Below are 13,721 nucleotides of genomic sequence, written 5' to 3'. Positions count from 1 at the left end.
TTCACATGCCGGTGTAGGTGAAGGCGGCCCAGTGGGCGGGGCCGGTGTGGGGCCGGGCCTTCTGCCAGAAGCGGCGGTGCAGTGCGGGCAGCCCCGGCCTGGTCACCTCGGGAATGTCCGGGAAGCGTTGCGCCTTGTCGCCGTTCGTGCTGTCGCGCACCCAGATCTGGGCCCGGCGCAACGCCTGCGCTGGCTCCAGTCCCTCCTGCCGCCAGCTCTGGTAGAAGCGGGAGACGAGGAGGGTGGTGGTGATATCGGGTACACGCCACAGGCTGCCGACCACACCCGCTGCGCCGGCCTCGCTCAGACCGGTCGGCAGTCCCACGGCCTCGTCAGGCAGGACGGTGCCCGACAGCGCGCTTTCGCAGGCGGACAGCACGGCGACCCTTACCGACGTGAGGCGTTGTTCAAGCACGTCACGCAGGGTCAGTTCGCCCTGTGCCAGGAGTAGTGCACTGTCGAGCGGATGATCGAGGCGGGCGAGGCCGTGGCAGGCGAAGTGCAGGACGTGATGCTCCGTCATCGCGGCCAGGACGTCGGGCACGGAGCAGTCGGGGCCGGTCAGCCGCCGGTGGTGGCGGAAGCAGCCGAGGGCCGCGTTCACCTCGTGGCTGATCGTGGGGAGATCCGCGGTCGGCCGGGATCCGACGGCGTCGACCATCAGCAAGCTCGTCGGATCGGCCTCGGCCGCGAGTCGGCGGGCCACGTCGAGGGCTCGCGCGTTGGGAGCGTAGGTGAGGAGCATCTGGTCCAGGGCGTACCAGCGGCCGCTCGCCGTGGACGCGGGCCGCCAGGCGGCGTGCAGCGGCAGCAGGTTCAGTTCGCCGGCGGCCACGAGAACGGCGTGGCCGTGCCCGTCGAGTGCCGTCAGCACGGGTGCCATGGCCGCGTCCCAGAGCCATCGCGTGACGTCGTCCAGGCAGGTTTCCCACACGGCGGCCGACGCCGAGCGCGTGGCGTGGGCGGCCAGGAAGTCGCCGGCCCTGGACGCGACGGCGGCCTCCGTGAGCGACGGCAGAGGGACCGTGCGGAGATCATCGCCGATGATGATGGCCTGGCCGCCGGCCGGTGCGGGCACCAGGTAGACCACGGCCGGGCCGTCCGGGGGCCGGGCCGGAGGGTGGGCGTCCGTACTCCGCAGGAAGCCGGAGAACTCACCGGTCGCACGGATCGCGGTGATCGCCTGGTCCAGTTCCTTCCGCGCCGCGTCGTGGGCGTCCCGTCTGCGGGGTGCTGCCGGCCCGGTGAACGGGTGGCGCGCGTCGCCGGGAGCGGCTCGTTCGAGGACGGTGACGCGTTGCGCGGCCAGCCGGTAGCGGTCGGCGAGGTCTTCGTGTCCTTGGGCGCGCAGACGGGACAGGTCGACGCGTTCGCGTTCCAGGACTTCGGAGAGGACCAGCGCCCGGCCGTGTTCGAAGCAGGTAGCGGCCTGGGGCGCCCGCCCGGCACTGACCATGGCGAAGGCCGCTCGGGCCGGAAGCCGCTGTGCCACGCGCAGCCAGCTCTCGCGCTGGGCGCGGGTGGTCTGCGCACGCACCAGCCGGTGCATGGCCTTCAGTCCGATGGCGTACGCGCAGGCGGCCTCGTCCCACGCCTCCCGTTCGGCAGTCCAGTCCCCCAGGGTACAGGCGGCGAGCAGTGCGGCCTGGGGGCTGTGGACGAGTCCGATCCGGGCGGCGCGGCGCAGCGCCTCTACGGCCCGGCGCAGGTCCCGGTCGTGGGAGCCGCGGTCGTGGCGCAACCGGAGGCCGACCGCCAGGTTGTACGAGAGGGCGGCCAGCTCGGGGCTGCGCGGCCGGACCGCGGCGATCGCCTGTTCGTAGTGGTGACATGCGCGGTCGAGGTCTGCCGGGTCCCGGCGCGTCTCGTAGCGGTCGAGCAGACCGGCGGCCAGGTTGCTTGCGTGGAGCCACCACTGCGGGGAGTGGTCCGGGGTGAGGTCGAACGCCTCCTGGGAGCGGGCCACGATGGTGTCCAGCAGGTCCGGCCGGACGCGTTCCCCGTCGTGTGTGGTCGCGAGGCAGCCGGCGAGCGTTGCCAGGCGGCGGGCTCGTTCGGTGGCGTCGGCGCCGGTCATTCCTACCGCCTGCTCGGCGTGCTCGACGGCACGGCGCAGCTCCGTGGGGTCGCCGGTGCGCAGGAAGCGTTCCCGTCGGGCCGAGGCCAGCGTGTCCAGGTAGATGGCCCGCTCGGGTGCGGTGGCAGGGGTGGCCTCGACCGCCTGTTCGCCGGCGTCGACCGCCAGGTCGAGGTCGTCGAGGTCGCCGCTGCGGGTGTGCCGGGCGAGCAGGCAGCCCGCGTAGGTGTTGAGACATCCCGGCCGTTCGGCGGGGGTGAGTTCCCGGTGGGCCAGCGCCTGCTCCACGGCGTCGACGGCGCGCTCCAGGTCGGCCGCGTCGGCGCCGCTCTCGTAGGCCTGGAGGCGGGCGTTGGCGAGGTTGGCCAGTGCGCCGGGCCGTTGTGGGGCGTCCTCGTCGAACGCGCCTACCACGCCCTCCAGGGCCGCCACCGCGCGGTCGAGGTCCTCGAACGCGCCGGCTGCCTCGTAGCGGTTGAGCAGGCCGAGGCCAAGGTTGTTGACGAACTCGGCCCGCGCCGGGTCGTCCTCGGGAACGAGGTCCACGGCCTGTTGCAGGGCGTGCACCGCGGCGTCCGCGTCGGCAGAGGTCTGCTTGGCCTCGAACAGGGCGATCAGCACGTTTCCCAGCCCGGTGAACGCGCCGGCCCGGGTGAGAGCCTCGGCCGAGGGGGTCCGCGAGGCGGCGGTGAAGGCCTCGGCCGCCTCCGCCAGATCGTGGAGGTCGCCGTTCAGCTCGTAGCGGCGTGCCAGGGCCGCGCCCAGGTTGGTGCGGTAGCCGGCGGCCTCCGCGGGATCGGCGGCCTCACGGACGGCCTGCCGCCACAGCGCCACCACCTCGTCGAGCGTGGGCCCGTCCGGGTCGGTGTCCGTCATCAGACGGGAGAACAGCAGACGGGCCAGTCCGTCCAGGGCAGCCGTGCGTGCCTGCGGGGAGACGCGGTCGGCTTCGTACGGCACCAGCTCCAGGACGCGCCGCCATGCCTCCTCGGCATGTGCCCGTTCGGTACCGCCACCGCCGTCCTCGAAGGCGGCAGTGGCGGCGAGGGCGGTCTCCCAGGTGTCGGTGACTCCCGCGGGGTGTCCCCGGATTTCCCCGAAGGTCTCGGCCACGCCGACGACACGGCAGCGGTGCAGCAGCCGCGCGTGGAAGGAGAGGACGTCGGCGGTCTGCCGGTCCTGGGCGTCGACCGCCCGCTCCTCCCACTCCCGCAGCAGGTCCATGCTCGCGTCGTCGGTCAACTCGCCGTGCCGACGTATCAGTTGCTCCGCCTCGTCGAGGGTGTCGGCGCCGACGAGGGCGGCGAGCCGGTCGGCCGGGTCGTTCTCCGTCATCCTCGTGGGTCCTCCTGACCTTCAGGGTGCCGGCGGGTTCGGGGGCTCGGTACCGGTGAACGTCGGACTCGTCCCGTCGAGTCCGCGCAGGAGGTACGTCGTGATTTTGCGTCCCGTGACGCGCTCCTCGGCGGGATTCGCCGGCAGTGGCCAGCGCAACTGGGCGTACAGCGCGCCCCGGTGCAGGTCGAAGGAGGCCTCCAGCAGGTCGGCGAAGACCTCGGCTCTGGCCGGAACCCATACGAACGCCGCCGAGAGGGCGACGGCGAGCCCGGCGGGCAGCGCCCACGGTGTCCATGGGGTGAAGCAGAGGAAGAGCAGTCCCCACACGCAGGCGCCGACGGAGGTGTCCAAGGACCTGCGAGCGGCGGTCAGTTCGGCCCGTGCGGTGTCGGGGAGCAGCAGCCACAGACAGGGCCAGACCACCACCGCGTCCAGCCCGTACTTGTCGATGGGGCGGGTCTCCGCGGCCCGCAGGACGTTGCCGATCCGCGTGGGCAGCAGGCGTGGCCCGGTGGGCAGGCGGCGCAGGCGTTTGTCGACGGACGCGTAGCGTTCGCGCTGTTCGGGTGTCGCGCTGCCGTCGTGGATCGCCTCGGCGAGTGCCTGGAACTCGTCCCCGGCAGCGCGCGCCCTGCCCGACGCCCGCCGGACCAGCCGTCGGCGGACCGGCCGCAGCGGCGCGGGCCAATAGCCCTCCAGCAGTGCGAGGACGGGCCCGGTCAACCGGTCGACGACGACTCCGGAAGCGCCGACGGCGCAGAGCAGCGCGAGCAGCACCACCGCCTGCCCACCGGCGGGTTGCCGTCCGAGCCAGTGTGCGGGTGCCTCCCACGCGTGGGGCCCGCCTCGGGCGAGTGTCCAGGCGAGCAGCCCACCCAGCCAGAACAGTACGGCCGGCAACGCGACCGCGGCCCATCGCTCGGCGAGTTTGCCGCCCACCCCCGACCAGAACGTCCCCATGCTCAGTGCGCCTTCAACTCGCCACCAGCCTGACTCCCGGGTGATCGGGACACTCGGGTATCTCTTGGCCTACCGACGCCCGCCACCACGCGTAGGCGCCGTCCTCGGGACAGAGGTACCGCTGGGCGTCCACGGGATCGCCGCCGTGCGGATTGGCCAGCGGGGAGTATCCCGTCTTGTCCCCCGAGCGCACGGCTCTGTGCTGAAGGTCCGGAGGCAGATGCCGCTCGTCCTCCAGCACGGACGCCGCCCATGCGAGCGTCGCCGGCGATTCGCCGAGCAGTTCCAGGACGGCCTCGCCGACGTCCACACCGTCCCGTGCCCGGTCGAGCAGTGCGACGATCCGCAGGTCCAACCGCGGCGCGTCCTCTCCGACCAGGCCCGGAAGATACGGCCGGATCCCCCGGGCCACGTCGAGGACTACCTCATCCATCCCTGCCCCCGCTCTCCTCGTCATGCATTCGTCGACAGGCTGCCAGAGGAGCGCCGGCATGTCGTACCGAACGCGACGATCCCACCGGATCGGATGGGGCGAGAATTCGGCGCCTGTGGGGACCTGTGCCCCTGCGGCCGTCCTGGCTGAACGATCCGCTCCGGGCCCCGTTCGCTGCGTCGCCGCGCGCGCCCGATGATCGGTTCGTCCACCCACCGGCTTGCCACCGGCTCCGCATCAGCGACGGCTCGTGTTCGACAAGCTATGGCGACTCCCGGGATTCGGCTGTCCCCGGGAAATACCCGCGGGTCGGCCATCGTTGCCGCGTGCATGACGACGAATGCGCCCCGGCCCGAGGTATTGCGATACACCGCCTTCTCCAGCGTCCCCGACGGCGGAAACCCCGCCGGCGTTGTCCTGGACGCCACAGCCCTGGACGACAGCGACATGCTGGCCATCGCCGCCGACCTCGGATACTCGGAGTCCGCGTTCCTGACCGCGCCCCCGGAGGGGCTCGGCGGCCAGGAGGGGCGGGCGTACAGCATCCGCTACTTCAGCCCCAAGGCGGAGGTGCCCTTCTGCGGGCACGCCACCATCGCGACCGCCGTCGCGCTCGCCGAACGGACGGGCCCCGGGAAGCTGGTGTTCGCCACGCGCGCCGGCACCGTGCCGGTGGAGGTGGCCGAGGACGGCGGGACGGTCAGGGCCACCCTCACCAGTGTCGAGCCGCGCATCGAGGAGATCGCCGACGCCGACCTCACGGAAGCGCTCGCCGCGCTCGGCTGGCCGGCCGCCGATCTCGACCCGGCTTTCCCGCCCCGGGTGGCGTTCGCCGGCGCCCGCCATCTCGTTCTCGCGGCTACGACGCGCGAGCGCCTGGCCGATCTCGCGTACGACTTCGCGCGCCTCGAAGCCCTGATGCACCGCCTGGACCTGACCACGCTCCAGTTGGTGTGGCGGGAATCGGCCACCGTCTTCCACGTCCGAAACCCGTTCCCCGTCGGCGGCGTTGTCGAGGACCCGGCGACGGGCGCCGCGGCCGCCGCGTTCGGGGCGTACGCCCGTGACCTCGGCCTGGTCCCCGGTGATGCCGTGCTCACCCTGCACCAGGGCGAGGACCTGGGCAGCCCCGGCGAGCTCACGGTCACCCTGCACAGAGGTGACCCGCGCGTCCGGGTCAGCGGCACGGGAACGCGCATCGGCTGAGAGCCGGCGTGAACCCCACGGCCTCAGCGCCCTGATCAACCTTCTGCAGGGGCTCACTCCATGTGATCGATGACCGGCGGGAGGGGATGGTTCGGACCGCGGACCGTTCCCTCGATCGGTGAGTGGGCCGCCGAGGCACCGCAGGACATCCTGGCCCGGCTCGGGACCCGCACCCCCACCGCATGCAACGTGCTTATCGGACAGGGTGACGACCCCAGAAGCTGAAGCACGGATCTTGTCAGCGTCAGCCAGCAGGGCTCTGCCGACCGAACCTGGCTCGCCTGATCCGGAAGAAACGCTCGAGACCACGGCACGGATCCTGAGCGGCCTGCTGCGCGCCGACGACCGGACTCAACGCGCGGCCGGTACGGCTCGTCCCGCCGCTTGAAGCCCAGCCCCTCCAGCCCGGCCGTCGTCCGCTCCAGCCACCCTCGCGCTACGGCTGGGTCGGTCGTAGACGGGCACAGCGTCAGCGGTGCCTCCAGACCGTGGTCGGCGAACAGCGACTCCAGCGCCACGTACCACCGCTCGTACGGCCAACCGGTCAGGTCCTCGCCGGCGTGCACCAGGTCGACGACCACGCAGTGCGCCGGCCATTGGCGCTCCGCCTCAGCCACCCCAGCCCCGCGCCTGCCCCGTGACCGCCCCGAGGCGCTGCTGAAGCCGCTCGAACGCGAGCCGGCCCTGTTCCTCTACCACTAGTTCGCCGCCCAGGCTGGTGTCCGCGGGCAGCTGTGCGAGGGTCGCTTCGGCGATGGCCCGGTAGCCGCTGTTGTTGGGCACGCCGTCGGCACCCTGCGTAATCTCCACGAAGCTGGCGTCGTGGGGAAAGACGATGGGGACCTGTCGGACCCGCTGGCCCGCGCGGCGGGCTGTGGCGATGACCGCGCTCGACCGCGCGAGGTAGGAAGAGTCCCCGTTAGTGGCCTGCGTCTTGACGGGCCGGGATCGCCGACCAGCACCTTCGTGTTGGGCAGGATGTAGTGGATCTGGTCGATCAGCGCAGCCGGTCCGCCTCCTGGGCGGCCGTCGAGGCGCTGTCGCTGCGAAGTCGTCGGCGACATCGAGTTGGAGCAGCACGAGTTCCTGGTCGTCACCGTCCGAGACGTTCCCGGCCGCTGACGGCGCCGACGAAATCGAAGGCAGGCGTATCGGCGTCGGCCGCGCTCGCCCGTCCGGCGAAGCGGTGCACGGCAACACACGGGCACGCATCCGGCGGGTCATGAGGAGCTGCGGCCGGGCGGGAGGCCAGCGCCTCGTCCGGCACCGCCGAGCCGACGGCCCGCCGGAACCAAGGGTTCGGCGGGCCGTCGGGAGCCAGAGGGCCCAGGCTCAGCACGGACGGCTCAGCACAGGCAGGGATCCGTCCCCCAGCCGAGGCCCAGCACGTCCGCGTCCCGCAGTGCACCGGAGTAGGCCTGGACCTCGTCCACGTCACCGTGGAGGTACTCGCCCCAGCCGTCACCGACTCTGCCCCGACCGATCTGGAGGGCACCGGTGCTGTGCCAGCCGTTGGGGAGGTTCGCGGTCGCCTCGGCGTTCGTCTCACCGTCGAGATAGAGCCTGATCGTGTCGGTTCCGTCGTCGTAGGTCACGGCGAGACGGTGGCCCAGCCCCTCGCCACCGTCCGCGCCCACGATCTGGGACACCACCGTCTCGTGGGCTCCGGCCTCGTCCTTCTCCGGCAGCACCAGCTGCCAGGCGTGCGTGGACGGCTCGTAACGCACCTTGAACGCGTCCGTGTGTTCGCCGGCCTGCGACAGCACGGTCATCGGGTGGGCCGGTTCGGAGTCTGCGAGGCGTACGACGACACCGAGGGTGAAACTGTCCCCGGTGTCCACGACGGGTCCCTCGGCAGCGGCGTGTCCGGATTTGCCGTCCAGGTGCAGATGCCCCTCGCCGACGAGGGTCGGCGGCCCGTAGGTGCAGTCGGGGTCGATATCCGGGAGACAGGCGTTGCCGGAGTCACGGTGGATCGAGGCTCCCGCGCCGAGCCGCAGCGGCGCGCCGTCCGACTGCTCCGGGCTCGCGCCGTCCGTCTCGGTCTCCAGCGACCAGTGGCCAAGTGACTTCGGCTTTCGCTGCGCCAACTCGGCCGCCTCGCCCGGTACGACGACCCGATCGTGTACCTGTACGTCACTGATATCGCCCTGCCACCGGTCGCGGTACCCGGTGGCACCCTGCGCCCGTCCGATCTGGAACGCGCCGGACGTCCCGGCGGGAGTCGCCTCGGCCGCGCTGCCGACCTCATGACCGTTGACGTACAGGTGTGCGCGACCCGTCTCGGCGTCGTACAGCCCCAGCAGATGGGCCCACTCTCCGGTCTCGGGCGCGCCGCCGGACACCGTCGCGCCCCCGATCGTGAACGACCAGGCGGGCCTACTGCCCGGGGTGCGCAGCCCGAGGGTGAAGCCGGGCCGCACGTCCGCGTCCTGGCTGGCGACGGTCATGGCCCGGCCGGTCTGCGCGGGGCGCGCCCATGCGCTGACCGCGAAGGACTGGCTGGTGTCGGTGACCGCGGCGTCCGGGGTGAGGAAGCCGTGGCCGCTGCCGTCGAGGCGCACTGTGGCGGTGATCCCTGTCCCTGCGGGGGCCGGGCCGCCGAAGGTAACTCCGGTGCCGGCCCGGGCGGGGGCACCCGTCTCGGCCGAGGCCGTGCGGGAGCCTACCGGATCGTCCAGCTTCCAGCGGGCGACAGGGGGACGCCCGGACTTCACATTGAAACCGTACTGCGACTCTCCGCTGCTGCGGCCCGACCGGTCGATCGCGCGGACCGTCAGCTGCTTGGGCCCTGACGTCAGCGGCAAGTACGGGATGGTCACGGCAGCGCCCGGCCGCTCGGTGAACACGGTGCCATAAGGGCCGCCCAGGAAGCTGTACCTGTACGACACCACGTCGTCGGAGGGCGAGTCCACGGTGAAGTGCCCGTAGACGCCGACCCCATCCACCCAGAACACGTCCTCGGCGCTGGGGTATTCGGAAGAACTGATCGCCGCCTTCTCAGGGTTGGCGTCGTCGTACACGAACGAGCAGACCGAGCCGTCGCCGTCATCGCTCCATGCGGACTTCGCCTGGCCGTCGTTTGCGCGGACATGCCAGGAGATGACCGTGTTCGCGGGTGTGTCGTCCGGCAACGTCCAGTAATGCCGCGAGCCCGACGACAAGGTGGTGGTCGTGTAGGTACGGCGTTGCTGCGCCCCGGCCGGGTCCGTCAACCAGGCTTCGAACTCGCCCTGCACCGGGCTGAACTCGGAGGGCTGGTTGTCCTCCTCCGGGTCGTACAGCAGGGCACTGAGCCTGGGCGGCGCCGACACGTATGGCGTGTCGGCGCCGGTGGCGCAGGCCTCGCCTTGTGACTGGAGATCCTGGACCAGCGGTTGCCTCGGCGGCAGGTTGTCCGCCGCGTACGCAGTACCGGAAGCAATGGCCAGCAGCGCCGCCGCGCAGCCTCCCACCACCGTCCGTCTGCTTACGCCTGTCCTTCCTAACCTGGTCAAGTAGACCTCCTTCTTGAGTGATCGACGCTCGGGGTCGACACGAACCGCATGAAGCTAACAGCCGACACTGACAGCGCCGAGAGGTTCTCCGTTGGCTCAACGTGACGAAGCGCTTCCACGCGGTGTAGTGGAGACCTTCCGGTCGTCCGCCTGTAGACGGGGGGACCCGGAGGGCCGTAACAACAGCTAGACGATCAAGTTCGATGCATTCGGTGATCGAATGCGGTCAGGCTAGGAGTGACCGGCTGGCCGGTCTTGTGGTTGCGCCAGATGGCCGCGGCCAGAGCTAAAGGGTGTCGCGGAAGGCTTGGTGGCGGGCATGTCTGGGTGATGGCTAGCCTGCTGTTTCACCCTGCCATGGCGAGGTTGTGCATGGTGGCTACGGCCTGGACGGCGTGGTGGAGGCCGTCGCCCCGCTGGCGGCAGTCGCGGAGGATGTTCCAGTTCTTCATCCGGCCGAAAGTTTGCTCGATGTGGGCCCGCACCCGCCGGTGTTCGGCGTTGTCTTCCTCCTGGCCACGCAGGAGAGGACGTCCGGCTCGTCTGCGGTGCGGGACGATCAGCCCGGTGCCCAGGTAGGCGCCGTGCGCGATCACCGTCGTGCCCGCCGCCACGGCCGGCAGGTCCGACTCGCGCCACACATGTGCGTCTGCCTTGTTCCCAGGCGCCGGCCGGGCCGAGGCCACCATCAGGCGGGTGTCGGCATCGATGATGACCTGCACATTCGCCGAGAACCGGTAGTTGCGTGAGGAGGCTGCGGCCTTACGGTCACGGACCGGGATCAAAGTGCCGTCCACGATCCATAACCGGTCGACGCCCGCCACCGGGCGGGGCGCCGGCTCCAGCGCAAGCAAGGGCCGCAGGCGCTGGATGACCCGGCAGACGGTGGCAGGTGAGCAGCCGAAGAGCGGGCGCGAGGTGGCGCATGGTGAGGTTCGTTCGGTAGTAAACGGCCACCAGCAGCACCCGCTCGGCCAGCGGAAGACACCACAGCCGGCCACCACCGGGGCCGTTGCCGCCTCGCTCCCGCACCACCCTAATACTCCAGCCGTAGGTCGTGATCTTGCTGGTCAGGGCTGGCGTAGAGATGGCTGCGGCCACCGTTGATCATCGTGAGTTGTGTGGACAAACGAAGATCAGGCGGTGGCCGCGGGGCACAGCGTAGTGCCTGCCCGGTGGCGGACAATGTTCGACCAACTGATGGGCCGCGTGGCGGGCCGGTTCGCTCGGGTCGAACCCCGACGTCGCGCAACGGCGTTGGTGCTTGGGCTGCTGTCGGACCTGCCGCGGAAGAACTGCTGGACCCTGGCCGAGCACGCGGGCGATGCCACTCCGGACGGCATGCAACACCTGCTGCACCGCGCGAAATGGGACGCCGACGCGATCCGCGACGACATACGCGCCTACGTGATCGAGCACCTCGCCGACGACCAGGCGGTACTCGTGGTCGACGAGACGGGCGACCTGAAGAAGGGCACGGCGACCGTCGGCGTCCAGCGCCAGTACACCGGCACTGCCGGCTGCATCGAGAACGCCCAGGTCGCCGTCTATCTCGTCTACTCCGCCGCCCGCGGACACGCAGCCATCGACCGAGCCCTGTACGTGCCACGCTCGTGGACCGAGGACCCGGACCGCTGCCGGAGCGCGGGCATCCCGGACGACCTGGCCTTCGCCTCCAAGCCCCAACTCGCCGCCCGCATGGTTGAGCGGGCCCTGGACGCGGGAACCCCCGCTCGCTGGGTCGCGGGCGACGAGGTCTACGGCGACAACCCGCACCTGCGGACCGCCCTTGAACACCGCCGGACCGGCTACGTCCTGGCCGTCTCCAGCACCCACCCGATCACCACGCACGCTGAGAAGTTCCAGGCGAAGACCCTGACCGCGCGGATCCCGAAGCGGACCTGGCAGCGACTGTCGGCCGGAGCGGGCGCGAAGGGTGAGCGGTACTACGACTGGGCACAGGTCGACATCCACGACCCCGCCGGTCGGCCCGGCCACTGGTGCCTGCTGGTCCGCCGCAACCGCCGCACCGGCGAACGGCCTTCTACCGCTGCTTCTCACCCCGGCCGGTGGCACTGTCTAAACTGGTACGGGTGGCCGGACGGCGCTGGACGATCGAGGAGACGTTCCAGGCCAGCAAGGGCCTGACCGGCCTGGACGAGCACCAGGTTCGCCGCTGGACCTCCTGGCACCGCTGGGTCACGCTCGCAATGCTCGCCCACGCCTTCATTGCCGTCACCGCAGCCACCGAACGCCGCGAACGGCCCGCCCTCAACGGCCTGATCGCCTTGACCGGCAACGAGATCCAACACCTGAACGCGGCCCTGAGCAGCCCATTCCACGACCTCGCACACCGCCTGCGCTGGTCACACTGGCGACGCCGACACCAAGCCCGTGCCCGAGCCTGCCACTACCGACGGCATGCAACTGTCCAGCCATAGAGCTTCGTGTCCGCTGAGCAGGGCCGATATCGGGATGTCGCGAGGTCGGTGCCGGTGCATACTTCCTCACCGTGGAAATCATGACAGGCGAGCTGCGGCGCCTTCGATCTGGACCGAGCGCCGAGGATGACGACGAGCCCCGGCCGTTTCTGGTGCGCCTCCGGTTCACTGCCCAGGACCCGGCCCAGGTCATCGACAACGCACGTGCGGTACTGACGTGCGTCGTCTCCCAGATGGTTGACTGGCCGGCAGAAGAGCTTTGGCCGCAGCTGCTGCCAGCCTGGTTCATCCAGCGGTGCGCACTCGAGACCGCGGAACCAGAACATGGCGAGCCCTTCGACGTGGAGGGGTGGCTGCGTCAATGGCGCGCGATGACGTCAGAGGAGAGACCGGCCGTCGATCAGGGACCGTGGACGCTCTCAGGATGGTTGTACTACTTCGACCCGACCGAAGAAGGAATGGGAGACGATCGCAGCTGGTGGTGGTGGCACGCAGGAACCGACGAGTCGGGCGGCTGGGTGCAGGTGGCCACCACTGGCTGGCCCTTCGGCAGCGGTTCGCTGTCCTGGCTGATTGAGGCCAGTGGTGGCGTGGATCTGGTCTACGGGCCATAAGCAGCGACTCGTCATGATCGCGAACTACGGCTGGAGTACTAGGGCCTGTCCGGCGGATCAAGTGACTTCTCGCACTCCGGCACGTTGGCATGCTCATGAGGCGGGGAGATCTCACGAACGAGGAATGGGCCCGGCTGAAGCCGCATCTGCCCATGTCCGGGCAGCGCGGTGGGCGTTGGGCCAGCCACCGCAGGATCATTAACGGGATCCTGTACCGAAACCGGACTGGGGTGCCGTGGCGGGATCTGCCTGCGCGGTTCGGCAAGTGGAAGACCGCGTATGAGAGGCACAGGCGCTGGTCGGCGGATGGCACGTGCGACAAGGTCTACGCGGCTGTCCTGGCCGACGCGGATGCCCATGGCCGCATCGACTGGTTCATGGTGAGCGTGGACTCCACCACTTGCCGGGCCCACCAGCACGCCGCCGGAGCAAGCAAGAAACTACCGCGAGTGCCGGGAAAAGACGCACGCCCCGACAGCACCGCCCCGATGAGGGGCTCGGACGCTCGCGAGGCGGCCTCACCTGCAAGATTCACCTCGCCGGAGAAGGCGGGCGCCGCCCCCTGGCCCTGCTGATCACCCCAGGCCAGTGGGGCGACGCCCCGCAGCTCATCCCCGTCATGGAACGAATCCGTGTCGGCCGGCCCGGCGGCGGACGCCCCCGCACCCGGCCGGACCACCTCGGCGGCGACAAGGCCTATTCCTCCCTGCGTAACCGCCGCTACCTGCGCAGACGGCAGATCAAGCACACCATCCCCGAGCCGAAGAACCAGCGGGCCAACCGCCAACGCCGCGGCAGCAAGGGCGGACGGCCCGCCGGCTTCGACAAAACGATCTACAAGCGCAGAAGTGAAGTCGAGCGCACGATCAACGCCCTCAAGAACTTCCGGGCCGTTGCCACGAGGTTCGACAAGCGTGTCTACGTCTTCCAGGGCACCGTGACCGTCGCAGCAATCCGGCTCTGGCTCCGGGGGTAGATCCATTATCCCGGTGCGGCGAGGCGCCTGTCACCGTTCTCCGGAATGATCTTTACATCCGATTTGCTCCTCTAGGCTTGGGGTCGGACGCAACGCATGGATCTGACCTGGGAGTTGAGAGTGGCGCACGACGTTGCCGCGCTGGCGGTGGAACTCACGGAGATGGCTGCGGCCGATCA

8 protein-coding genes and 2 pseudogenes are annotated in these 13,721 nt (G+C 70.5%); 4 read left to right on the top strand and 6 right to left on the bottom strand.

Features of this window, described 5'->3' with window-relative positions:
• Position 1 precedes the first annotated feature (1 nt).
• Genes ACIP4Y_RS32205 through ACIP4Y_RS32195 form a run of 3 tightly spaced genes read right to left on the bottom strand, consistent with a single transcriptional unit; the run spans position 2 to position 4,808 of the window.
• Positions 2-3,412 (bottom strand): CHAT domain-containing protein, encoded by a 3,411-nt coding sequence (locus ACIP4Y_RS32205; protein WP_401399244.1) that lies wholly within the window; start codon positions 3,410-3,412, stop codon positions 2-4.
• Between the two features lie 21 nt (positions 3,413-3,433).
• The gene (locus ACIP4Y_RS32200; RefSeq protein ID WP_401399242.1) at positions 3,434-4,375 is read right to left on the bottom strand and encodes a hypothetical protein; all 942 of its coding nucleotides are present in this window, start codon (positions 4,373-4,375) and stop codon (positions 3,434-3,436) included.
• A gap of 13 nt (positions 4,376-4,388) precedes the next feature.
• The gene (locus ACIP4Y_RS32195) at positions 4,389-4,808 is read right to left on the bottom strand and encodes a hypothetical protein (RefSeq protein ID WP_401399240.1); all 420 of its coding nucleotides are present in this window, start codon (positions 4,806-4,808) and stop codon (positions 4,389-4,391) included.
• Between the two features lie 330 nt (positions 4,809-5,138).
• On the opposite strand from ACIP4Y_RS32195, the gene ACIP4Y_RS32190 reads away from it, so the two are divergent.
• Entirely contained in the window at positions 5,139-6,014 is an 876-nt protein-coding gene (locus ACIP4Y_RS32190) for a PhzF family phenazine biosynthesis protein (protein WP_401399236.1), read from the top strand.
• A gap of 609 nt (positions 6,015-6,623) precedes the next feature.
• On the opposite strand, the gene ACIP4Y_RS32185 is transcribed toward ACIP4Y_RS32190, so the two are convergent.
• From ACIP4Y_RS32185 to ACIP4Y_RS32175, 3 genes and pseudogenes are all read right to left on the bottom strand, one after another.
• Positions 6,624-6,824 carry a hypothetical protein gene (locus tag ACIP4Y_RS32185; protein ID WP_401399234.1) on the bottom strand — a complete coding sequence of 67 codons (201 nt, stop codon included), beginning with the start codon at positions 6,822-6,824 and terminating at the stop codon, positions 6,624-6,626.
• A 536-nt stretch (positions 6,825-7,360) separates the two neighbouring features.
• Positions 7,361-9,472, bottom strand: a complete 2,112-nt coding sequence (locus ACIP4Y_RS32180; RefSeq protein WP_401399232.1) for a LamG-like jellyroll fold domain-containing protein — start codon at positions 9,470-9,472, stop codon at positions 7,361-7,363.
• Positions 9,473-9,858: 386 nt separating this feature from the next.
• Positions 9,859-10,600 (bottom strand): annotated as a pseudogene (locus tag ACIP4Y_RS32175) (transposase family protein).
• Positions 10,601-10,711: 111 nt separating this feature from the next.
• Between ACIP4Y_RS32175 and ACIP4Y_RS32170 the strand changes: the two are divergent.
• The 3 genes and pseudogenes from ACIP4Y_RS32170 to ACIP4Y_RS32160 all read left to right on the top strand — a co-directional run bounded on the left by ACIP4Y_RS32170 (position 10,712) and on the right by ACIP4Y_RS32160 (position 13,542).
• Positions 10,712-11,952 (top strand): annotated as a pseudogene (locus ACIP4Y_RS32170) (IS701 family transposase).
• A gap of 80 nt (positions 11,953-12,032) precedes the next feature.
• On the top strand, positions 12,033-12,566 hold the full coding sequence (locus tag ACIP4Y_RS32165; protein ID WP_401399230.1) for a hypothetical protein: 534 nt from the start codon (positions 12,033-12,035) through the stop codon (positions 12,564-12,566).
• A gap of 95 nt (positions 12,567-12,661) precedes the next feature.
• Positions 12,662-13,542 (top strand): IS5 family transposase gene (locus ACIP4Y_RS32160; RefSeq protein ID WP_401399559.1). Its coding sequence is split into 2 segments (ribosomal slippage): positions 12,662-13,022 and positions 13,022-13,542, totalling 882 coding nucleotides; the frame shifts between segments, so codons are not numbered across the junction.
• The last annotated feature ends 179 nt before the right edge of the window (positions 13,543-13,721 follow it).

This window comes from Streptomyces sp. NPDC088810 (genome assembly GCF_044750305.1).
Lineage (GTDB): Bacteria > Actinomycetota > Actinomycetes > Streptomycetales > Streptomycetaceae > Streptomyces.
Note: the sequence above shows the minus strand (reverse complement) of the source record. Positions and strands in the feature narration are given on the sequence as shown.

Excerpts from the sequence above, each read along its gene's own strand:
- ACIP4Y_RS32205 (WP_401399244.1), bottom strand. The coding sequence starts at position 3,412 with ATGACGGAGAACGACCCGGCCGACCGGCTCGCCGCCCTCGTCGGCGCC.
- ACIP4Y_RS32200 (WP_401399242.1), bottom strand. The coding sequence starts at position 4,375 with ATGGGGACGTTCTGGTCGGGGGTGGGCGGCAAACTCGCCGAGCGATGG.
- ACIP4Y_RS32195 (WP_401399240.1), bottom strand. The coding sequence starts at position 4,808 with ATGGATGAGGTAGTCCTCGACGTGGCCCGGGGGATCCGGCCGTATCTT.
- ACIP4Y_RS32190 (WP_401399236.1), top strand. The coding sequence starts at position 5,139 with ATGACGACGAATGCGCCCCGGCCCGAGGTATTGCGATACACCGCCTTC.
- ACIP4Y_RS32165 (WP_401399230.1), top strand. The coding sequence starts at position 12,033 with ATGACAGGCGAGCTGCGGCGCCTTCGATCTGGACCGAGCGCCGAGGAT.